The sequence below is a fragment of the Siminovitchia jepli genome (genome assembly GCF_047228825.1).
GTDB lineage: Bacteria > Bacillota > Bacilli > Bacillales > Bacillaceae_C > Siminovitchia.
The window spans coordinates 109,991-128,905 of the sequence record NZ_JBFEGN010000002.1 but is presented as its reverse complement, the minus strand read 5'-3'; the positions used below and the strand labels follow the sequence as shown (position 1 = coordinate 128,905).

General features: G+C 31.7%; 33 protein-coding genes. 6 read left to right on the top strand and 27 right to left on the bottom strand.

Annotated elements, in window-relative coordinates:
* Positions 1–143 precede the first annotated feature (143 nt).
* From AB1L08_RS02065 to AB1L08_RS01970, 20 genes are all read right to left on the bottom strand, one after another.
* Positions 144–695, bottom strand: coding sequence for a hypothetical protein (locus tag AB1L08_RS02065; RefSeq protein ID WP_413063008.1), 552 nt, complete (start codon positions 693–695; stop codon positions 144–146).
* 122 nt (positions 696–817) lie between these two features.
* A complete protein-coding gene (locus AB1L08_RS02060; RefSeq protein ID WP_413063007.1) occupies positions 818–1,021 on the bottom strand; it encodes a hypothetical protein in 204 nt (67 codons plus the stop codon).
* 69 nt (positions 1,022–1,090) lie between these two features.
* Positions 1,091–1,540, bottom strand: coding sequence for a hypothetical protein (locus AB1L08_RS02055; protein WP_413063006.1), 450 nt, complete (start codon positions 1,538–1,540; stop codon positions 1,091–1,093).
* A gap of 28 nt (positions 1,541–1,568) precedes the next feature.
* The gene (locus AB1L08_RS02050; protein ID WP_413063005.1) at positions 1,569–1,799 is read right to left on the bottom strand and encodes a hypothetical protein; all 231 of its coding nucleotides are present in this window, start codon (positions 1,797–1,799) and stop codon (positions 1,569–1,571) included.
* Positions 1,800–1,843: 44 nt separating this feature from the next.
* Positions 1,844–2,092 (bottom strand): hypothetical protein, encoded by a 249-nt coding sequence (locus AB1L08_RS02045; protein ID WP_413063004.1) that lies wholly within the window; start codon positions 2,090–2,092, stop codon positions 1,844–1,846.
* Between the two features lie 47 nt (positions 2,093–2,139).
* A complete protein-coding gene (locus AB1L08_RS02040; protein WP_413063003.1) occupies positions 2,140–2,265 on the bottom strand; it encodes a hypothetical protein in 126 nt (41 codons plus the stop codon).
* 29 nt (positions 2,266–2,294) lie between these two features.
* Entirely contained in the window at positions 2,295–2,558 is a 264-nt protein-coding gene (locus AB1L08_RS02035) for a hypothetical protein (RefSeq protein ID WP_413063002.1), read from the bottom strand.
* Between the two features lie 39 nt (positions 2,559–2,597).
* A complete protein-coding gene (locus AB1L08_RS02030) occupies positions 2,598–2,804 on the bottom strand; it encodes a hypothetical protein (RefSeq protein WP_413063001.1) in 207 nt (68 codons plus the stop codon).
* Between the two features lie 38 nt (positions 2,805–2,842).
* A complete protein-coding gene (locus AB1L08_RS02025; protein WP_413063000.1) occupies positions 2,843–3,010 on the bottom strand; it encodes a hypothetical protein in 168 nt (55 codons plus the stop codon).
* 34 nt (positions 3,011–3,044) lie between these two features.
* On the bottom strand, positions 3,045–3,242 hold the full coding sequence (locus AB1L08_RS02020) for a hypothetical protein (RefSeq protein ID WP_413062999.1): 198 nt from the start codon (positions 3,240–3,242) through the stop codon (positions 3,045–3,047).
* 48 nt (positions 3,243–3,290) lie between these two features.
* Positions 3,291–3,488 (bottom strand): hypothetical protein, encoded by a 198-nt coding sequence (locus tag AB1L08_RS02015; protein ID WP_413062998.1) that lies wholly within the window; start codon positions 3,486–3,488, stop codon positions 3,291–3,293.
* Between the two features lie 14 nt (positions 3,489–3,502).
* On the bottom strand, positions 3,503–3,772 hold the full coding sequence (locus tag AB1L08_RS02010; protein ID WP_413062997.1) for a hypothetical protein: 270 nt from the start codon (positions 3,770–3,772) through the stop codon (positions 3,503–3,505).
* A 411-nt stretch (positions 3,773–4,183) separates the two neighbouring features.
* On the bottom strand, positions 4,184–4,489 hold the full coding sequence (locus AB1L08_RS02005) for a hypothetical protein (protein ID WP_413062996.1): 306 nt from the start codon (positions 4,487–4,489) through the stop codon (positions 4,184–4,186).
* A gap of 80 nt (positions 4,490–4,569) precedes the next feature.
* Positions 4,570–4,803, bottom strand: coding sequence for a hypothetical protein (locus AB1L08_RS02000; protein WP_413062995.1), 234 nt, complete (start codon positions 4,801–4,803; stop codon positions 4,570–4,572).
* Positions 4,804–4,841: 38 nt separating this feature from the next.
* Positions 4,842–4,994, bottom strand: a complete 153-nt coding sequence (locus AB1L08_RS01995; RefSeq protein ID WP_413062994.1) for a hypothetical protein — start codon at positions 4,992–4,994, stop codon at positions 4,842–4,844.
* A 198-nt stretch (positions 4,995–5,192) separates the two neighbouring features.
* Positions 5,193–5,441: a hypothetical protein gene (locus AB1L08_RS01990; protein ID WP_413062993.1), complete on the bottom strand. Its 249-nt coding sequence runs from the start codon at positions 5,439–5,441 to the stop codon at positions 5,193–5,195.
* A gap of 111 nt (positions 5,442–5,552) precedes the next feature.
* A complete protein-coding gene (locus AB1L08_RS01985) occupies positions 5,553–5,795 on the bottom strand; it encodes an LPD11 domain-containing protein (protein WP_413062992.1) in 243 nt (80 codons plus the stop codon).
* 46 nt (positions 5,796–5,841) lie between these two features.
* Complete coding sequence (locus AB1L08_RS01980) at positions 5,842–6,072, bottom strand: hypothetical protein (RefSeq protein ID WP_413062991.1); 231 nt, start codon at positions 6,070–6,072, stop codon at positions 5,842–5,844.
* 313 nt (positions 6,073–6,385) lie between these two features.
* Positions 6,386–6,709, bottom strand: coding sequence for a hypothetical protein (locus tag AB1L08_RS01975; RefSeq protein WP_413062990.1), 324 nt, complete (start codon positions 6,707–6,709; stop codon positions 6,386–6,388).
* A gap of 290 nt (positions 6,710–6,999) precedes the next feature.
* Positions 7,000–7,212: a hypothetical protein gene (locus AB1L08_RS01970; RefSeq protein ID WP_413062989.1), complete on the bottom strand. Its 213-nt coding sequence runs from the start codon at positions 7,210–7,212 to the stop codon at positions 7,000–7,002.
* Positions 7,213–7,964: 752 nt separating this feature from the next.
* On the opposite strand from AB1L08_RS01970, the gene AB1L08_RS01965 reads away from it, so the two are divergent.
* From AB1L08_RS01965 to AB1L08_RS01945, 5 genes are all read left to right on the top strand, one after another.
* Positions 7,965–8,213, top strand: coding sequence for a hypothetical protein (locus AB1L08_RS01965; RefSeq protein WP_413062988.1), 249 nt, complete (start codon positions 7,965–7,967; stop codon positions 8,211–8,213).
* 198 nt (positions 8,214–8,411) lie between these two features.
* Positions 8,412–8,828 (top strand): hypothetical protein, encoded by a 417-nt coding sequence (locus AB1L08_RS01960; protein WP_413062987.1) that lies wholly within the window; start codon positions 8,412–8,414, stop codon positions 8,826–8,828.
* A gap of 39 nt (positions 8,829–8,867) precedes the next feature.
* Positions 8,868–9,146: a hypothetical protein gene (locus AB1L08_RS01955; RefSeq protein ID WP_413062986.1), complete on the top strand. Its 279-nt coding sequence runs from the start codon at positions 8,868–8,870 to the stop codon at positions 9,144–9,146.
* Positions 9,139–9,348, top strand: a complete 210-nt coding sequence (locus tag AB1L08_RS01950; RefSeq protein ID WP_413062985.1) for a hypothetical protein — start codon at positions 9,139–9,141, stop codon at positions 9,346–9,348. The genes AB1L08_RS01955 and AB1L08_RS01950 overlap by 8 nt, the downstream gene beginning before the upstream one ends.
* A 406-nt stretch (positions 9,349–9,754) precedes the next feature.
* The gene (locus tag AB1L08_RS01945) at positions 9,755–10,018 is read left to right on the top strand and encodes a hypothetical protein (RefSeq protein ID WP_413062984.1); all 264 of its coding nucleotides are present in this window, start codon (positions 9,755–9,757) and stop codon (positions 10,016–10,018) included.
* A 1,223-nt stretch (positions 10,019–11,241) separates the two neighbouring features.
* Here the strand turns inward: AB1L08_RS01945 and AB1L08_RS01940 are convergent.
* The 7 genes from AB1L08_RS01940 to AB1L08_RS01910 form a co-directional block, all read right to left on the bottom strand.
* Positions 11,242–11,886, bottom strand: coding sequence for a hypothetical protein (locus AB1L08_RS01940; RefSeq protein ID WP_413062983.1), 645 nt, complete (start codon positions 11,884–11,886; stop codon positions 11,242–11,244).
* A gap of 311 nt (positions 11,887–12,197) precedes the next feature.
* A complete protein-coding gene (locus AB1L08_RS01935) occupies positions 12,198–12,695 on the bottom strand; it encodes an ORF6C domain-containing protein (protein ID WP_413062982.1) in 498 nt (165 codons plus the stop codon).
* 138 nt (positions 12,696–12,833) lie between these two features.
* Complete coding sequence (locus AB1L08_RS01930) at positions 12,834–13,883, bottom strand: ParB N-terminal domain-containing protein (protein WP_413062981.1); 1,050 nt, start codon at positions 13,881–13,883, stop codon at positions 12,834–12,836.
* 116 nt (positions 13,884–13,999) lie between these two features.
* Positions 14,000–14,320, bottom strand: a complete 321-nt coding sequence (locus AB1L08_RS01925) for a hypothetical protein (protein ID WP_413062980.1) — start codon at positions 14,318–14,320, stop codon at positions 14,000–14,002.
* Positions 14,321–14,388: 68 nt separating this feature from the next.
* Complete coding sequence (locus tag AB1L08_RS01920) at positions 14,389–14,595, bottom strand: hypothetical protein (RefSeq protein ID WP_413062979.1); 207 nt, start codon at positions 14,593–14,595, stop codon at positions 14,389–14,391.
* 424 nt (positions 14,596–15,019) lie between these two features.
* Complete coding sequence (locus tag AB1L08_RS01915; protein WP_413062978.1) at positions 15,020–15,802, bottom strand: hypothetical protein; 783 nt, start codon at positions 15,800–15,802, stop codon at positions 15,020–15,022.
* Positions 15,792–18,158 carry an AAA family ATPase gene (locus AB1L08_RS01910; protein WP_413062977.1) on the bottom strand — a complete coding sequence of 789 codons (2,367 nt, stop codon included), beginning with the start codon at positions 18,156–18,158 and terminating at the stop codon, positions 15,792–15,794. The genes AB1L08_RS01915 and AB1L08_RS01910 overlap by 11 nt, the downstream gene beginning before the upstream one ends.
* 185 nt (positions 18,159–18,343) lie before the next feature.
* Between AB1L08_RS01910 and AB1L08_RS01905 the strand changes: the two genes are divergently transcribed.
* Positions 18,344–18,862 (top strand): helix-turn-helix transcriptional regulator, encoded by a 519-nt coding sequence (locus AB1L08_RS01905; protein ID WP_413062976.1) that lies wholly within the window; start codon positions 18,344–18,346, stop codon positions 18,860–18,862.
* Positions 18,863–18,915 lie beyond the last annotated feature (53 nt).

Sequence of the window (18,915 nt, the reverse complement as noted above, 5' to 3'; positions counted from 1 at the left end):
TCTACATTTAATGAGTATTCTTTAGGTTTAATTCTTTTATGTTCCCTTCTGTAAAAACTTTATGTTACTTTATGTTCATTGATTGCATCTGTCTAGCGATATTTTATGTTTTCTGTTATATGTAAAGATCGCTAGTCATTGTTTTACAAATTCGTGTCCTGTCTTCTTTCTGTTAATGTCCAATTTTGTAAACAATGTTTGCAATGTTTATTATTATCAACAGTCATTTCTATTTTAAATGGTTCTTCTAGGTTCAGGATGTTCCAATAAGCTTGATAAGCTTTGTCATCCTCTGAAACAATTACAGCCCAATAAATCACTTGACCTCCCATGTTTTCAGCAAAGCGTACTGGCCTGTTTACAATGGTCATTTTCTTTCCTTGTATTTCTAATTCTTTGTTTAACGGCGTGAATTTTGAAAAATACTCGATTACGCTATCGGCAGAATCATCAGAGATAGGATAGTATACTTGTGGTTCTGGCCAATCAAACACTTGTTTTTCTTCCGCTTCAAAGAAATCGGTTAGATCCCACCATACAGCATAATGGTTGACATCATCAGCAGGGCTGTCTTTTTTATCAACGTAGAAATGCTTGTATATGTTTTTCTCCGGGATGTCTCCACCTGCCCAACCAGCGTGTATCAACTCTCTTCCTTCAAAATACACATTGTTCATTTCCTCTTTGCTTTTCAAATTTCTCACTCCTTAAATTTAATTTAACTCTAATTACATTGGCAATATGACCGTGATTTTTTCAAATTTCTGTTATGTAGATTATAGCATATTTGTGTGCCATATTGCCGATCCGATTAAAGTTAAATCGTTAGCACTCCTTTATGATGATTCCGTTTGACATAGTATACTTGCTGGCCGTTTCTTTCAGCTTCCTGGAGGATTCCTTTAAGCTTGTTTAAGGTGACTTCAAAAGGATAATAATATGTGTGTATAAAGCCACCATTCCCCACCATAAAGCGATTCATACTTTTTAGATTGATCTTGCTTATGTTCAGTGTATTCATTTTTATATTCCACCTTTACATTAGATTGTTTTTGTTGGTTATTCAATAAATGATTAATCTTATCTTGATCTATGCTATTTGCCCTGCTTTCATCTCTTTTAAAAATCGGTTGCTTTCTGTTTCACATTCAATGTCTTGTGGGTAAAATTCACTTATAAAAATAGCGTCAATAGCTTCTCCAATCTCTTTTAATTCGCCATTATAAGATCGGCCACGGAATGAATATCCACCAGGAATAATATAATCAAGTTTTTCATTTACCCATTTGATGGTAATGTAACTTAATTCTATATTGAATGAATTACATAACTCTAAAAATTCATTGTTCGTTAATCCATGTGAAGGCGTCATTTCTATTCCTTTTGAATACTGTTTCAATCTTTCAATAGGAGATAGGCTGCAAAGATACTCCATCTTTTTAAATTCTTTTGTATAACCTTCTGAATCGTTTTGCTTAACCATTTCTACATTAAATTGATCCTCTAGTCGCTTTTCTACTTCTAATTGTAATTTTGTCATGGTTTAACACTCCTTTAAAATATTGATTTTATTGTATAGTTTTTTCTTGCCAAAATACCCTTGCCACTTCTTCATCCCACTTGTTTGTTAATTCTGCCCAATACTCGCCTATTTCACCGTTACCCAATTCTTTAATATGTTCCCTATATTCATTTATAATGTTTACATAGCACTCTTTAGCTTCTTTTTTGTTTTTATAGATAAATGTTTCAATTCCATGTTCTGCACTATCCTCAACTACAATGAACAATTTTTCCATTTCAATCATTCTCCTTTTTGTTCAGTGATATTTTTATAAATTTGTTATATGTTATTTATATTAAAGTTGTTTTCCAAGTATTGCAGCCGGCCCATAGCTTCTTTTTCAGTTTTAAATTCATCTTCGAATAATTCCTCACCATAGTGTAAGCACCATTCCCCTTCGCTACTATCTCCAGGATCAAGCCATGTCACTTCAACCCAATCCACTTCACCATCGCAATAATCTTCCTCATCCATTTCTTTTAAGTTCCTAAAAATGTTTTTCCATGTTTCCATGTCTAATCTTTTCATCGTAAACACTCCTTTTATTTAATCTTCTATTAAAGAACCAACGACTTTTACAGGTTTTCAATGATAAGGCTATTTTCATCAGCATACTTATCAGCATTTTCAAGCCAATCATAATACCTTATTTCATTATTATTAAAATGAGTTTCATGAGCATCATATGTCTTATCAGTCAATTTAAATTCTCCTTTTGCTTAATGTTTGCCTATTTAGTAACATACCGATTCTTTCTGTCTTGTCTAATTTCTTTTTTAAACTCCTTTACATACCATTTATTAAAGTCTTGTAATGCGGTAAATACTGTATAATATTTATCTTTGGCATCTTTATATTCTTCCGTGTCTCTAATATGATCCAGTACTAATCCCATTTCATTTCTTTCAAATAGTTGCAGCTTGTTTGAAGCTTCATTGCATAGTGTTTCTAACTCATGTTTATATGCTTTAGCTTGACTGTAATTCATTTTCATTTTTTTAAGTATCCTCTCACTTTAAAATATTTGTTTTATTTAACTAAAAGATACTCGATTATTATACTTGTCATAGTCCACTAGTCGCTTTATTACTTTAAATTCTAATTCCTTTCCATACTTTTTAATCTCATTTTGTATTTTTTGAAAGTGACTATTTGCTTTCATTTCATCTTCGAAAAACTCAAAACAGTTTTGCCCCCCAGTATCAATATTTTCGATATAAACAGCTATTAAAGTATCCATTTTCACATTCTCCTTTTCATAATGAAATAATGGATTTATTAGATATTAATTCCAAAGTCGATTTCAACATCATTTGCCTGTAGAATATTTACAAGAAAAATGTACCTATCCTTTTCGATATCTGAAAGCACTCTGTTTTGTTCTTCTTTTGTCAAGGCATATAATTCATCCAACATACCGTTTAAATTAAGATTTTCTCTTTTCAATTTCCATTCCTCCAGCTATATTATTTTATTTCTGTTATATGATTTTAAAATGCACATCTTCAGTTAATAAGCTTCCCATTTTATCACTGATACAACCAGACATTACATTCCGCTTGTCTATATAAGATTCCGGCAAGTCCGGCTGCCATCCATTCTCTCTAATGTCCCTTGTCCATTTTCCTTTATAATCTTTAGGGATCGCGTTCCATTCCTTATTAGTGACTAAAATCATTTTTATCTATCCTTTCTAGTGATATTGTTTTACTTCTGTTATATAAACTTATCGAATAACAAGTTGCCAGGCAATATGGGCCATTTTATCAATGCTTTGATTAATAAATTTTTCTTTGTTCTTTTCGTTGATTGCTTCATATACTTGTAAAATTATGTTAGCCGTTTGTACGTCTACAATCATGCCTTCTATTTCCTGGAATGAGTGACTCTTTACAATTTGTTTTAATTGATTGATCTTTTCCATTATGTTTGCTCCTTTTAATTTATTTCTAATTTGTGGCCGTTTGGACAGTGCTTTACATTTTCACGTAGTGCAATATACCATTCATTAAATTTTTGTGGTATATTTCCATCTAGCCATCTATATGACCTGTAATGGTCTATTTCATTATCTCTATAGTAATATGCTTCCATACCTTCATTTTTCCCCTCATTTGAAATACCATAGACTAATTCTATATGTTTTTGTCCATCGTCAATATGAGCAGATACCAATTTGTAATATGGATTGTGTTTTTCAATTTTCATTTTAAATCATTCCTTTTCGTTTTAATTTGGTTAGCGATAATATTTTATTTCTGTTATATGGAAATAAATTCATCTTTGACATGTGTAGACTGGTAAGAAACATTTGATATGTGAGTTTTAAGAAATGAATCGTATTCTTCATATGATACTTTGAGCAAGACATTCTCGCGGCTGTTATGGACACAATCAGCCGTATAATAGCGTGACATGTCCTCATTGTGTGAAAAACGAATATTGATAAATGTATCCTTGTATTGATCTTTTAAAGATTGTAACATGGTATTTTGGTCTCTGTGAGTATGATAAAGCATTATTAACACTCCTTATAGGTTATTTTGTTATTGCCAACCTGCCGGAAGAATCCGGCAACGCTCCATGCTTAATGGCCTATTTATAGTCACATGGTTGACTTTATATAACATGATGGTATTTGTCTAAAAGCTTATATTCTGCCTGGAATGGCTCCCATCCATCGTTAACCATATTTACAAAATCAATAATATATTGTTTTCTAACTTTGCCTATTTGTTTATTTTCTCTCTCTGACTTGCTTAAAATTACAAAACAATCATCATTCAAAAATGTTTCTGTCATGCTAATATCATTTGGAAAAGCTTCCGTGTTAAAATAGTCCTCCTTCTCGTTATAATAAAGCCATGCTGCCCGATCCCATTCGTTAAAATCCTTAATTGCTTGATCAAGTGTTTCCATGTTCATTTTTTACTTCCTCCTTATAATTAGAAAATTTTATAATTTGATTATACCATTTTTATATAGTTGCTATGACAACTTATCTGTTAATCGACACTTTCAAAAATCGAATATAAAGTATCTCTCATATCATACAATTCCTCTAATTTAGCATGGATGACAGTTATTTTTTCTGCGTCCCTTGCAAGGCCATGACTCATAATTGTACGATGATCCCCATCTATTCGCCTTGTTAAGTCCTCACTAATTTGTTGCAATTCCTTTTCCAAGCGATGGATTTTTCTTTCTACTTCTTTGGTATATTGATTGATTCTATCCATTCTTAAGTACTCCTTTTTAATAAAATATCGTTTTTATCTTAATTTGCTAATATTTCATAATCCACTAATCCAGCTTTTTTATTGCGCTTTAAGCTGTTTAAAAATGTTTGCTCATAATCTTTTGACATATCCTTTTCAGTATTGATAATGTAATAATCGTCAATTTTTACACTTATAACCTTTATAATCATTTTTTTATTCTCCTTTTATTAATTTATTTTTGTTTTAACTTGACATTTCCGGTAGCGATATATTTTCTAATCTGTTATAGATTATCGCTGCCAGCTTATGAAGCCCAAACGTCAATACTTCCGTTATAATTAAAATCCATTCCCCTAGCATTCCATTCAATTGTATAATTTTTGTTATCCATTGAATAACATCCTTAATTACAATTCAATTAATTTATAAATATCTAATTTCCCTTTGTTTTCTTGTATTGAATATGTTTCTTTATCATCTTTAAATTTAAAGCCTTCGCTGTTTATTGTCTCATAATGGCCAATAGGAATATAATTAAATTCTGTCAAAATATCTTTTATTGTTTCATGATCTTTTAAAGTTATTTGATTAACACCTATACTATTATCATAAAAGTTCAATTCATTAATAAGTTCATTATACTGTTCTACAGTCATTTGACATTCTCCTTTTTATTAATTTATTTTTTGTTTTAACTTAATATTTCCGGCAGCGATATATTTATTAATCTGTTAAGGCTATCCCTGCCAGCTTATGATAAGTTAAAATTAAATCATTTTTATTTCATAGTTTAGAATATCATTCCATGTAAGCCATTCCGGTTTTTTATTATCATCAAAAGAATTATATAGTTTTTTCATTTCATTAATATGATCCCTTTCATCTTCGGCCCATAGATGTTTTTTATTTCTATTCCCATTGCCTAAATAATATTCACAATCTGATTTCAATCTACTTAACAACTGATAGTTAAATTTTTCCTCTCTAAAATTTAATATTAATTTCTCCATTTTTTCATTCTCCCTTTCAATAAGCTATTGAGTTTATATCACGCTTTTAATTAGCCTTACTTTTTAATATATGTTCCCTTGCTTCTTCCTCTGTCATATCTGGCTCAATACCCAATCTAATTAGTCTTTCTCTATGTGCAATAACACCCTTTCTTGTCATGTCTTTATGTCCATATTCTGTGTCAATCCACACTTCTTTTGGCGATCTCCAACCTTTTGAAGTTAAAAATCTTACTTTAGGATTTTCGTTTTTAATTTTAATAATCATATCATACATCTTACATTCTCCTTTTCTAATTGAAATGTTGTTTTTATCTTAAATTATTTTTAAATGTAATCTATATATATTTGATCGAATAAACTTCCCTTTACCTTATAACATATATTGAAAGTATCACATATGAAAATTATTTTAGCTGACCCATCCTCATATTTTTCAAGAACATTTATTTTTTTAGCACCTAGTGACTTCCCATGCTTAATTATTAAGCTCTCATTTATCATTTACATTCTCCTTTTTGAATAAAATTATAGTTTTATGAAATTCCTTGGTGATATTTCGGGCTACGTGTTAAGACATTTTGAAGAGTTCAAACTATCCAATAACCTTTTTCTATCCCGTTTCCTGTCTGATTATTTGGTCTACCTAACCTGTACTTTTTCCCGTTATATGTGAAATAACACTTGTCAACGTATACACTTCCTCCTATTTTCCTGGTAATGTATTTATTTTTTGTGTTATCCCAAATTTTTACTTTATTCTCTCCTACGTTTTCGGTTATAACTAATATTGGCATATCCAAGGAATTTAAAGCTTCTGAAAAAGTTTTAAATTTGTGTAATGTGTAATTTCCGTTTGGAGTATTTACCATTAGATCGTTCCCCTTTAAAAACAATGGCGTTTGTTTAGTCATTTTCAATGCTCCTTTAAATTTATTTTTCCAGTGATATATGCAACGGCTTGTTATAATCTTTTTAAGTCCACTAATAACTTTGTACTGTCCGACCAAACTGGATCAATTTGCATAGTTTCCCATCCTTTTTGTCCGTATTGTTTTAATTTGTTTTTGTAATCCTCTTTGCCGATTACTATGGTTATACGATTTTATTCACTCCTTTCAAGTTCTATAACCAGTTTATAACACTATGTTATTCATATCAAGTGTTTTTTTATATTATTTTATGTTATTTTTAATTTAATTTTTTACCTAATCCTTGCTCCCCAATCCCCACAAAAAACGGCGTCTTTTCCTTTTAATATTGGCAAATCCATTTTTCCTAGTGTAACCGCAAATTGTGCACCAAGACCATTTTCCTCAGCATAGGCTTGTTTGACTGCCGTTATTGCGTCACATGAATACCATCTTTCTTCACCTGTTAACAAATTGTAAACAAAAACATCTTTTACTTTTTCCATTACTCATTCCCCTTTTTCCCGGAATTAATCCCTTCCATCCATACCCAAGCAATAACTTTGATACAGTAGCAAGGGATCAATTCAGTTTTTTTGAGCTTAAATAGATCATAATGCATTTTAAATAATATGTCAATAAGTTATTCATAAAATTTTTATTCAACAATGCTGTTTATATAAAATAAAAGCAATGCAAATGTAATGAGCATAAACAGTATTGTGAATCCATGTCTTTCAATGATTTTTTGGATCATTTGATCATTCCTTTCTATATATTTTATTATGTTACTTTTGATCTTAAATATAGATTATCACACCACTTTTTGCTTGTCAACAATAATAACATAAAATAATATATATTTTTTGGTTTCAGTGATAATTTTATTTTTCTGTTAGTATACGTCTTTCCCTGCTGGCGTGCATGATCAAAAGCTGCCCGTGATATTCTCCGTTTGCTGTTAGTATAGCGACCATCTACGGCATACGGCATTCGATGGCCGGCAGCATGTTTTATCAAATCCAATTATCAAATATTTTTTTACTTTTCTGATTTTCAGTTTTTCTATTGACTTTTTTATCAAATTATGATAAACGCGTGCGCGCGTGTATTTATAGGAAGCGATTTGATTTACATTTATTGGCTAATTTATTACAAACAATTCACTTTTTGTAACACTTATGTAACATATTTGTCATTGACTTCATGAGTAACTTAATGTTATACTATGATTAATCAATTGATAGGGGGAATTAAAATGAAAATGAATGAAATGACAATTGAAAAAGTTGCCCGCGGTCATGTCCAAAAAAGTATGGCATATGACTTGCTGAATGGACATAAAATTGTTTTTTGTGATTATATTGCATCGAAAAGATACTATGCCCAATATATTGATTCTTTTTTATCCCTTTTTGCTCGTTTTGAGCAAGAAGGATTGAGAATAAAAATGGAAATGGGGAAATATGGCGGATATTGGACAGCTACTGCCATGATCGTAAAATGAATCTGATTTATGTATACGCCTGCGGAAAAATTATTTATATCTGTAGTTACTGGAAGCACGTAGAAAAATGGATTGAAATGGAAAGAGGAAAAATACAGGAAAGGCAGGTGATAAGTGATAAGGAAATAACTTATCGGGTAGGAAAAGAAGTTTTGAAAGGGATAAAAATAATTTAATATAATATTGGAGGCACAGAAAATGGAAAATGAAAAAATTGAAATGAAAATAAAAGCAATTGCAGAATATATAGGCGAAAATACTAAAAATGTGAATCATGAATACGGGCATATTTTTTCAGCCGACGGAATAGAGTATCGCATCTATAATGAGGATGAAAAACAGGAAGCTTTACAAAAAGAAATAAAAAATAGCGTATGGGCTTTTAATCCGAGTTTTTTAGAAGATATGACAGGTTTGAACAAAGAAATTTTTGAAATGTTGGCAGAAAAATGTGAATCTGCCAACGATGCGGTTTTGAAATTAATTGAAAAAACATGTGGACTAAAAAAATTTGTTGAAAAAGCGGTTGAATGTGACGGCGCGGGTCATTTTTTGGCATATTATGACGGCGAAGAAATAGAGCTTGACAATGATTTGTTTGCTTACAGATGGTAGGCAAAAGCAAACTAGAAACATAAAGGGAGATGATATAGAATGAAAATAGAAAAAGTGAATGAAAAATATTACAACGATGATAAGCTACACAGAATTACACTTGCAATATCAAATGCAATTAATCCAACTTTTGATGTGTGGGCAACGTGTGAGCAATATGCATTAGATGTGTTGGCAGAATATTTTCTAGAAAATGGATATGTTGGTTTATATCATGATTACAATGAAGAGGAAAGAGAAGACTTTTATTGTACTGAAAATGGCTTATATTTTGATTTAAGCAGGATCTATATAGAGGAGGAAATACACAATGGATGAGACAAGAGATAAAATGATTCAGCTAAAAAAATTATTGTTGGATGTGAATGAGAGCTTGGAAATGAACGAAAAGGAATGGTTTGACTGTATCGCAGGAAACCACTATCCTTTTGATCATAGTTTTAGTGATGTGGTTTGCGATATGGTCAATTGGATAGATTACAGTGTCAAATATTATGATGATAGCATAGAGGATTCATGAGCGACTTTTATAGTCGCTTTTTTGTTTGCATTTTTTTACAAATCGCTATCCGCTGCCAAATCATACTTATATTGAATTGTCAAGAAAAATAATAAAAGATATTAAAATAAATATCTTGACATTATTAAAATAGTATGCTTTTTATTTGAATTAATTTTGAATGCTAGTACACATGAATAACTTAATGTGCTATATCGGGCAATCTGAGCGATCTGAGAGGATTTTGTTTTGCTTAACAAATATGGAAATGTGTGTGTTGAGTCATCTATAGTTTGACTATTCATAATTATTTTATTTTGTATAATAAGTGAAATATAGGATAAAAATGCTTTACATAAATAACATAATGGTATATAATTGTATTTAAGTTGAACGTTACATAAAAATGAAAAGGATGATGATGAAGATGAAAAATGTTGAAATCGTTGATGGTGTGAAAGTATATGAGTTGCCCGAACATAGCTACTATTCAGTACATTATATAGAAAACAGGGATGGTGAATCGTATACATACACATATCAGCGCCAACCTGTTCCTGGAAGCACAACCGTGTATGAAGATTCCCCTGCTTGTTACGTCGAACTGCGGGATGATGTGGACATTAGTGTTGATTCACGTGGTGATGTCAATGTCACATGGGCAAGCTACCTTCCTTGTCCGATAAGATAAAAACTCGGGATGGAGCCGATCCCCCCCCATCTAAAATAAAAATGAAAGGATTGATTTGAATGAGAGAGAAACAAGTTAAATGTGAAAATTGCTATGAAATTGTAACCGCCTATCTGATTGATGAAGATAGGCAAATATGGCAAGCGGAATGCCATGGATGCAGTTATCTTTGGATAGAAGTAGGCTGTGAGATTAAATGAGTATGGAGAAGTAGAAATGATGTATGCTTTGAAAAAGGGTAGCTGAAAAGCTATTCTTTTTTTATGGGGAAATGAATAGTTTCCAGTGCATGAATACGTTTCTTGCTTTGGCGTTTCATATTTTTACATTTTGCATTTTAGGGAAATTATATTTTCATTTGTGGGAAATGGGAAATGGAATGGAAATGAAAGGATTTATACTTTTGTGAAAGTGGATGAAAGTGGTATGGGAATATAGGAAATTGGGAAAATGAATCATGATAATGGGTGAAGTCTTGACGAAACCGGCGCCTGTTATACTCCGATTTTTCCGACTTTATGAAAAAATATATCGTTTTTCAAGATTCATTGTTTCAGTATTTTAATTTTCTTACAATTTATATAAACGTTTATGTAAAAAATGGTTATATAATGCCTATTATAATACCGTTTTTACACACTATTATTTACATAAAACGGGGGCTATTTTCCAATAAATGGATGCAAATATTTTCGCTTAATCGGAGACCACCTACATTCACACACTCTCAATTTTTCCGACTCGATTTCCCCTATTTTTATCTCGTTTTCCGTCTCGACACTCTTCGAGACAATCCTTATAGAATATGCATTCTCCCCCATTCACATTTTCCTAAAATTTCTTCAAATCCACCAATTTCCCCCTCATAATGATCTCAAAACCCTTATAAAATATCCATTGTCTCGATTCATTTTTACTATTTGAAATGTAGTATACTAATTTTCCTGTTTCCTTAACTCAAAACATTCCTTATCTCATCAACGTTTTCTCATTCAGCGTACACCAATAATCCTTATCATCACTCGATTTAATATTTCGTTCCTTTCGATACCATTTTTCAACTCGAAGTCGACTCTTTTGCTTCAAAAACCTACTCCAGACGCTCTAGAATCTTTATATAGGCACTTTAAATAATATTATGATAAATAACCCTTTAAAGCCCTACCTGCCCCCTACAAAAGAATTTGAAGTCATATTTCTTATTTCTCATTTCTTATTCTCTCTCATTTCCTATTTTTTTCTCTTACATACTGGTAATATCCTTTAGTAGCTCTATCAATATGATCACTGAACTTAAGAGCTCTTGGTAATGCATTCTTTTGAAAATTTTTAGGATCAATTCTTCTTTCTAATTTTTCCTCAGCCTTTTGATGGATTTCACTTATACTCATAGGAATTCCTTTTTCTTTCAGCAAATCCTCAATTACTGGAATTAATTCATTCATATTAAGCCTTTTTATGCTTTTTCTCTCAAATGTATTATCATGAGTTGGGGTTGGAGTTGGAGTTGTTGTTTTAACTTTTCCTTTATTATCTATCTCTTTCAGTCTCAATATCTCCTCTTTTGGTATAGTACTACTCTTTTTTTGCATAGATTCTTCTTGGGTTTTCTTATGCTCATTTTCAATTCTTTTTATTACATTGTTTGCTTCTCTGGTAACATTAGTAACCGCAAGTTCTTTAATGCGTTCATTATGTAAATCAACATATCCTTTTACTGAAAGTTTTTCTAATCCTCTGATCTCAAGCTCATTTAATTCATCTAGTCTTTTTTTCAAGTCATAATAAACCTCTGTTAATTTCCGTCTCTCTTCTGTAATCTCACGCATCATGTCATAGATATATTTTTTCTCCTCTTCGATTCTCATCTATCTTTCCTCCATGTTAAACAGGTAATTGTCTTATCATAATATCGCAATATACAATACAATCACAAATATTTACTAGAGAAAATTTTACACTTTTAGTTTTATGCTGCATCCACTTCAAACATGTCTATGAGAGCTCACTAGAGGCTCATACAGAGGTTTTAAAATGATTCTAATACAAATACCCTCTTAAGACTTAAAACGCCTCTACAGAGATTTTAATTTATAATATTTATTTAAGTTGTTAATAGGATTTATATATACAAAAAAGAACAGCCTAATATAGCTGCTCTAAATTATATAGTATATAGTTAAATCAATGGCGGAATCCCATATTTCCCACAATAATTAATAAAATCTTGTGTTGATAAGGACTCAATAAACGAAACTGCTTTTTCATAATCCTTATATTTAATAGTTGTGTATTTACGTGCATCATCACAATGTTGTTTAAGTAGAGCCCAGAATTTAGGTCTTACTTTACCAATGGCTTTGCTTAGACCATTCCAGTCTAAGTTATACCCATAAACATCTTTAGCTACAAAAGTGGATTTTTTACGGATTAATTCTTTCAATGTATCTGCCATTGCTTCAGTAATAAACACTTTATTATCAATCTCTTCGTTTACTTTGTTTACATCATCTTTAATCTGCCTAACTTCTGCAACTATGTGCTTCACTTCATCTTTAACATTCATAACCTCATAGTACATATTCTCAAATTCAACTAAACTTGCTGCATTGATTTCTGCTTGTTTTCTTATGGAAGCATTTTGCTCCTTCAACTGTCTTAATACTTGAAGACTCATTGCTCCTGTATCAGTATTTAAAATATACTCTTTATTGTTAATTTATTCATCGTTAAAGTTATAATTATTGTTGTTATTAATGTTATTCATAGTAATCAATTCTCCCTTTTTTATTTTTATTAGACTTCAGCTTTCTATTTATCCTTTTATTTTTTCTGCTTGTAACATATCTTTTAAATTTTCAACGCATTTTTCTAGAGCCTTAACTGATTCCATCATTTCTTTTCTAACATTTCTATCTGCATATGCCATTGCCCCTTGAAGATATATTGTTGGCGCAAACTCTTCTATGAATTTTTGTATTATTATTTGTGCTTCAAACATACTGATATGTGCCTCTGATCTTAGTGCCTCCTCTTTTTCCTTTTTTTGTTTCAGTTTATATTCATCAGATTTTAATATGTTTTCCAGGTTTGTTTTTTCATCTTCTAGTTTTCCAATCATTTCTTGTAATTTACGTTTTGCTTTCTCTTCTGCTTCTTGTTGAGCTCTCATCTTTTGCAGTTCTTTCGTGACATGTTCTGGAATAACCTCTGCAACCTCTTTTACAACCTTAGTTTCAACCTTTGGTGGCTTATTTTTTTCTTCTTCTAGCTCCTTTCTAAGTGTTTCAATCTCTTTTCTAAGTTTTTTTGACTCTGCTACAGTCATATTTGAAATTTCTTCTTTATTATTTTTAACTAAAGCTTTTTGTTCATCCTTACTGAGATAGGCCAATTGCTCTGCTGCTGTTGTTCCTAATTGCTTTGATGAGACTAGTTGCTGAAGCTCAGGAATTAGATCGTTTAGTTTTAGGATGCGACGTGTAGACTTTTCGGATTCTCCGAGGGCCTCCGCTATGTCTGCTGTGGTTTTAGACTGCCCATTTTGTCCACTCATCGTATGCCGGTTCATTCCATGCTGAACGCCCCAATATTCCTTCAAGAAATTTGCTATTCTACTCTTCTTAATCGGATCTGTTTCAGCCTGTCCTCTGCGCTCCACATTTTCTGCAATCAGAAGATATTCTGCTATTTGTTCATCTACGTCAATAATCTGAACAGGAACCTCTTCAATTCCCAAGTCTCTTGCAATTCTTAGCCTCTGGTGTCCACTGATTACTGTATAGTTCATGTCACATTTAATAGGATCACGTATTCCATTAACTTCAATGCTGCGCTTTATTTCCTCATATTTTTCCCCCCTCAATATCTGTAAAATAATATCCGTTCTTATGATGCTCTTTTAGCTTGTTTGTTTTTGCAGTGTTTAACAAATTTAACTCTCCTTTTATGCTTAATCTCTCAATTTCCAATTTGTTTCTATCAAATCTCATTGATCACATCTATTATTGATTCATGATTTAATTCCCCGTTCGATACATCCTTAAAAAAATTATTTAATTTAGATTCTTCACCTTGATCTTCTTTGAGTTTTCTTAGCTCTGTTACTAAACTCTTATTTTCTTCTTTTAATTTTTTAATCTCTAAATCTTTTTCTATATTCTGCTGTCTAAGCGCCCCTGTATAAAATTCAGCAAATAAATTTTCTGTTTTAAGTAATCTATTCTCTTTTTCTATTTGCTCTACCTGATTTCCTAGTTGATTAAATTTCTCTAACAAACTTAACGCATTCTCCTGATTCATCCGATTCATTCCACCTTTTTTATTAAAAGTTGTTTTTATTTACTAACAGAATTCACATCGTACTCAATTTAATTCTCTTCTTCCTTATGCTCATCAGCAGAAATTATATTTCTAAAATAGTTATCTGCATGTTTACATGTGTCTACGATTTCATTTTCTAATAGCTTGTTTTCTAAGTCTTTAAGTTTCTTCTCAATTTCAATAAGTCTATTGTTGAAGTCCTCTTCCATTGAATGAATCATCTCAGTTATCTCATGAGTAATATCTAAATTCATTTTTCTCCCCTCTTTCAGGTATAGATTACCGTAAAAATTCTATTCTGTTTATTATTATATGATTTTATGTTTCTTATGTAAAAAGAAAATAATTTTTTTTGGAAAGGGTGTGGGAAAAGCCAATCGGAATCTAGGTGAGCCAAAGGCGAAACTAGATTCCGTTTCCCACCGTAAAATTATCTTTTTGCTTTGATCCTTTTGTACTCATTTCTCTTAAATTCCTACATTCTTTTTTAAGTTTGATGTGCTGAAAAGCCTTATGTATCAAGGGTTTAACGGGTATTAAATTTCCTACATTCTTTCTTTAAGGTTACGCTTCCCCCACTATATAATAATCATTTATATAATATTATATTATTAATTATATTATATATTATATATAAATCTATTATTTAAGATTGTGAAAAAAGACCCCTTAAACTTTTTAAAGAATGATTTCATAGTTATTTACATACCCTTTTCCCTTGTAAGGCTGCCACTTCTTGATTACATTCTGGTCTCTGAGTTCATTGGTAACTCTAATTAAACGATCTTCGCTCCAACCTGTCAATTCCATGAGTGATTTATTTGAGCATCTAAATGCAATTTGATCAAATAAATTTATGTTGACATCGCTCATATATGTAAATATACCATACAGATAAAATCCAGCGCATGAAAGGTTTTTATTATTCATACACTTCTTGAATACTTCTCCACTTACCATGTGCGCCTTTACTGGTTCCCAAAACAACCCTTTTACGTTATTAATGCCCATTGACTTCAAAGGTTTTTTTACAAGATAGCGATTCGTTCTAAAATGAAACAAGTCTTTTTGAAACTCTTTATCCAGTTTACTCCACATCTCAAAGTCTAACTTACTTCCATTAGCAAATGACCAACCAACGGGAAAATCTTTAACGCTTTCTGTGTACCCCATTTTGTCTAATAAGCCGTTCCTGCTTATGATATAATTTATCCTTTTTTCATTCTCTGAGTACCCAAGCATTTTCTTCAGTGTCTTTTGTGATACTTCAAATTCCGCATACTTAGCATATCTCCACAAATATGCAACAAGCCAATAATAGCTATAAGCAAATTCCTGGTGAAGAGGAGACTTTAAAAGCCCCTCCTCTCTCCATTTCTTTAAGTCACTAATCATTTCGTTTGGCATTGCGACATTACGTGTTGCATCATCTTCTTTTGTCCAATATTTTTTAGTTGACATTGTAAATTTCCTCCTTGAAGTCTTTCTTGATCTTATCAATGTCTGCAATTAAATCTTGCATATGAGTTCTTCTGTTTCCGCTCAAGTCTGTGGCAATAGCTTTATGTAGAGCATTGTTTTCTGCCAAAAGTACACATTTCCCACTGGCTCTCGTGATACCAGTGTAAATAAGTTGTTTGGATAAAAGTTTGAACGCTACAAAATCAACTGCAAACACTACGTTTTTTATTGTGCTCCCTTGGCTCGAATGTGTTGTAATAGCATATGCCATTTGAATATTATCCAACTCATCTTGCTTTAAACAAATAACACCATTTATACCTTGAAATTCAATAAGTAGCGTTTTATCTTTCGTGTCAACCTGCTTCACAATCCCCATTGTGCCGTTATATAAGTCACCAATTGAATAATTGGGGTTTTGTATTTTAACTCCTTCCTCTTCGGCTATCAGCATTTCAAAATAATCAATTTCCTTTGGATTGTTGTAACTGTCAACACTGTGATAAATTTGTATTTCATAAGAATTTCCCTTTGCGATAACCTTGTCCCCTTCTCTGTATTCATAGACTCCACGCTTAACAAATGGTTTTGATAGATCATTGTAAACTGACTGAGCATAGAGATTAATAGATTGTACGGATAATTCTCCTCTATCCCTGTTGGCCACTAAGATCTGAAAATCCATTAAATCATTGGCGACTTTAAGTTTTTCTTTGTAGTTGTCAATAATGTTTTTTAATACTGCTGCAACGGTTTCTCTGTCCTGAAATGTCATAATTGTTTGATCTTGTAACTTTCCATAGGTGTCTCTTATAGAGGTATTGTAATTGGTCAGTTGCTGTCCATCTCTCACTTTTGATGCCACTTCAATAATTCCACTTTCTTCTGCTTGTCTGTGTATTTGTATAAGTTCTCTGCCTTTGAAGTATCCTGAATGCAACAAGTCTCTAAGTATATCTCCGTGTCCTATACCGGATAGCTGTCCAGAGTCTCCAACAATAATTAATTTTGCACCTGTTTTAATGGCTTGTACAAGCCTACTGAACAATCCTGCATTAACCATTGATGTCTCATCCAAGATAATAGCGTCATAAGGCATCGGATTATATCTGTTGTATGTAAATTCACTAAATCCTTTAGCGCCCAATGCTCTGTGGATAGTCATTGAATGCAATCCTTTTTGGGATAAGACCTGACTAGCCTTACCCGATAGTGCCACAGACATGTAAGTTTTACCTGTAGCCTCAAGAATGGCAGCTATACCTGATACCGAGACGGTTTTACCAACGCCCCCCTTGCCGTTTATGATGAATACTCCATGCTCCATAGCCTCTAGAATCGTATCTTTTTGTTCATGAGAGAATTTGAAGCCTTGTTTTTCCTCTTGCTCTTCGATATACTCAAATACATTTAAATTCTCAGGTTTATAGTTTTCATTCAATCTTACTAAGTCAATTAATGAGTTCAACTCATCGCGATATAATTTAAACAGTGACACCTTACCATCTTTTGTGAAATGAAACTTTGACTTTTTATTCTTTATTTCTTTACTTAGATATTGTTCTATATTGTTTTTGTTTAATTCTAATAGTTCCACAGCCTGTTTAATTAATTCTTCAATGTCCATCCAAACATGGCCGTCTTGAGACTCTTGTAGTAGTATATAACTCACTGCTGCACCAATTCTCTTTTCACTATCTAGCTTTTCTCCTTTTTTGAGTGCATATTGATCCACTTTAGTAAAACCAAATCCTGAGATATCACATAGATTATACATTGACTCCTCAATTTTTAATAATGCAATATCTGCTGATCCATAGTGCTGAACAATTTTCGAGATTGCATTAAAAGTTAAATCAGCATCGGCTAATTCAGCAATCAATGTTTCTACTGCCCTGTTTTCAATTAAAGTTTCTTTGATTTTCTCTAAGGTTTTTGTTTTAATACCCTTTGTTTTGCTAGTGTCTACTTTCCCCTCAATGATTAAATCAACAATAAGTTCGTTTGGATATGCATTGATTAGAGCATTTGCTTGATTTTCGGTTATCATAGCTCTAAGGAATTTGTGTTGAGCCTCAACCGTATCTAACTTATCTGGCTTTACTTCAATGATATTATAGAAATCATCATAGTTAGGGTTGGGATTAGTGTGTGGGCCTGTGATGATTACATCATATTCATTTCCTTCTTGTAATCTTCTGCACGTTCCTCTAATCGTGAAGTTACCAAAACGATTTAATATGATTTCTTTTTGATTAGTAAGTGGCAGACAACCGAACATTCCCCACAAAGTCGTTTCATCATACTTCAATTCTCTAACAACCTGAATCCTTAGTTCAATTGTATTGTTCTGCAATTCATTCTCTCCTTTTCGGTTACTTTTTATGGTACATATAAATTATATGTTTTTACTATGCTTTTGTAATGAACAACTTTAAAATTATGGTTATAATTTTATGTAAGAATATTACATTTTAAGTTAACAAAAGCAATATAATTTAATATAATATATATTATAGATGATCAACTAGGGGGTGATACTTGAGAATGTTGAGTAGTAAAGATATACAGTTTATGCCTTTTGTGCTTTCAGATGTAAATGTAATTGAACTATTAATTAGATACAGATATAAGTATGACGAAAATTTGTATTTAAAAGATTTTGGTAGAAGTAGATTTGTAGATGGAGAAACTAGCATAAACGAAGAAATGATTGCAGTTTACTTAGATTTAGATAGGCTAATTAAAGAGTGTAAATTTGATAAGGTGCAAGTCAAAATGATTAAGATGCTGGAACATGGATATGAACAAAATGAAATAGCAGAGGAATTAGGGCTTCGTGAGCAGACAATCGAAGGAAGAATGAAAACAATTTTTAGAAGAATTAAACAGCAGAATGATTGGAACTGGCGGAAAGCAGTTTACAAAAAAAGTTTAGAATTAAAGACAAAGGAGTGTAACAAATGTAAAGAGGAACTGCCTGCTACTTCTGAGTTCTTCAGTACCAACAATGACTCAAAAGATGGGTTTTATTCTCTTTGCAAGATCTGTAGAAACTAGCTTTGGGCAAAAAATATTGATTTTAAGCTTTCAAGGACACGAAAGATAGTGAG

What these genes read in the sequence shown, in the direction of transcription:
- AB1L08_RS02060 (WP_413063007.1), bottom strand. Translation starts at nt 1,021, where the DNA reads ATGAATACACTGAACATAAGCAAGATCAATCTAAAAAGTATGAATCGC.
- AB1L08_RS02055 (WP_413063006.1), bottom strand. Translation starts at nt 1,540, where the DNA reads ATGACAAAATTACAATTAGAAGTAGAAAAGCGACTAGAGGATCAATTT.
- AB1L08_RS02050 (WP_413063005.1), bottom strand. Translation starts at nt 1,799, where the DNA reads ATGGAAAAATTGTTCATTGTAGTTGAGGATAGTGCAGAACATGGAATT.
- AB1L08_RS02045 (WP_413063004.1), bottom strand. Translation starts at nt 2,092, where the DNA reads ATGAAAAGATTAGACATGGAAACATGGAAAAACATTTTTAGGAACTTA.
- AB1L08_RS02035 (WP_413063002.1), bottom strand. Translation starts at nt 2,558, where the DNA reads ATGAAAATGAATTACAGTCAAGCTAAAGCATATAAACATGAGTTAGAA.
- AB1L08_RS02030 (WP_413063001.1), bottom strand. Translation starts at nt 2,804, where the DNA reads ATGGATACTTTAATAGCTGTTTATATCGAAAATATTGATACTGGGGGG.
- AB1L08_RS02020 (WP_413062999.1), bottom strand. Translation starts at nt 3,242, where the DNA reads ATGATTTTAGTCACTAATAAGGAATGGAACGCGATCCCTAAAGATTAT.
- AB1L08_RS02015 (WP_413062998.1), bottom strand. Translation starts at nt 3,488, where the DNA reads ATGGAAAAGATCAATCAATTAAAACAAATTGTAAAGAGTCACTCATTC.
- AB1L08_RS02010 (WP_413062997.1), bottom strand. Translation starts at nt 3,772, where the DNA reads ATGAAAATTGAAAAACACAATCCATATTACAAATTGGTATCTGCTCAT.
- AB1L08_RS02005 (WP_413062996.1), bottom strand. Translation starts at nt 4,489, where the DNA reads ATGAACATGGAAACACTTGATCAAGCAATTAAGGATTTTAACGAATGG.
- AB1L08_RS02000 (WP_413062995.1), bottom strand. Translation starts at nt 4,803, where the DNA reads ATGGATAGAATCAATCAATATACCAAAGAAGTAGAAAGAAAAATCCAT.
- AB1L08_RS01995 (WP_413062994.1), bottom strand. Translation starts at nt 4,994, where the DNA reads ATGATTATAAAGGTTATAAGTGTAAAAATTGACGATTATTACATTATC.
- AB1L08_RS01990 (WP_413062993.1), bottom strand. Translation starts at nt 5,441, where the DNA reads ATGACTGTAGAACAGTATAATGAACTTATTAATGAATTGAACTTTTAT.
- AB1L08_RS01985 (WP_413062992.1), bottom strand. Translation starts at nt 5,795, where the DNA reads ATGGAGAAATTAATATTAAATTTTAGAGAGGAAAAATTTAACTATCAG.
- AB1L08_RS01980 (WP_413062991.1), bottom strand. Translation starts at nt 6,072, where the DNA reads ATGTATGATATGATTATTAAAATTAAAAACGAAAATCCTAAAGTAAGA.
- AB1L08_RS01975 (WP_413062990.1), bottom strand. Translation starts at nt 6,709, where the DNA reads ATGACTAAACAAACGCCATTGTTTTTAAAGGGGAACGATCTAATGGTA.
- AB1L08_RS01970 (WP_413062989.1), bottom strand. Translation starts at nt 7,212, where the DNA reads ATGGAAAAAGTAAAAGATGTTTTTGTTTACAATTTGTTAACAGGTGAA.
- AB1L08_RS01965 (WP_413062988.1), top strand. Translation starts at nt 7,965, where the DNA reads ATGAAAATGAATGAAATGACAATTGAAAAAGTTGCCCGCGGTCATGTC.
- AB1L08_RS01960 (WP_413062987.1), top strand. Translation starts at nt 8,412, where the DNA reads ATGGAAAATGAAAAAATTGAAATGAAAATAAAAGCAATTGCAGAATAT.
- AB1L08_RS01955 (WP_413062986.1), top strand. Translation starts at nt 8,868, where the DNA reads ATGAAAATAGAAAAAGTGAATGAAAAATATTACAACGATGATAAGCTA.
- AB1L08_RS01950 (WP_413062985.1), top strand. Translation starts at nt 9,139, where the DNA reads ATGGATGAGACAAGAGATAAAATGATTCAGCTAAAAAAATTATTGTTG.
- AB1L08_RS01945 (WP_413062984.1), top strand. Translation starts at nt 9,755, where the DNA reads ATGAAAAATGTTGAAATCGTTGATGGTGTGAAAGTATATGAGTTGCCC.
- AB1L08_RS01940 (WP_413062983.1), bottom strand. Translation starts at nt 11,886, where the DNA reads ATGAGAATCGAAGAGGAGAAAAAATATATCTATGACATGATGCGTGAG.
- AB1L08_RS01935 (WP_413062982.1), bottom strand. Translation starts at nt 12,695, where the DNA reads ATGAGTCTTCAAGTATTAAGACAGTTGAAGGAGCAAAATGCTTCCATA.
- AB1L08_RS01925 (WP_413062980.1), bottom strand. Translation starts at nt 14,320, where the DNA reads ATGAATCAGGAGAATGCGTTAAGTTTGTTAGAGAAATTTAATCAACTA.
- AB1L08_RS01920 (WP_413062979.1), bottom strand. Translation starts at nt 14,595, where the DNA reads ATGAATTTAGATATTACTCATGAGATAACTGAGATGATTCATTCAATG.
- AB1L08_RS01915 (WP_413062978.1), bottom strand. Translation starts at nt 15,802, where the DNA reads ATGTCAACTAAAAAATATTGGACAAAAGAAGATGATGCAACACGTAAT.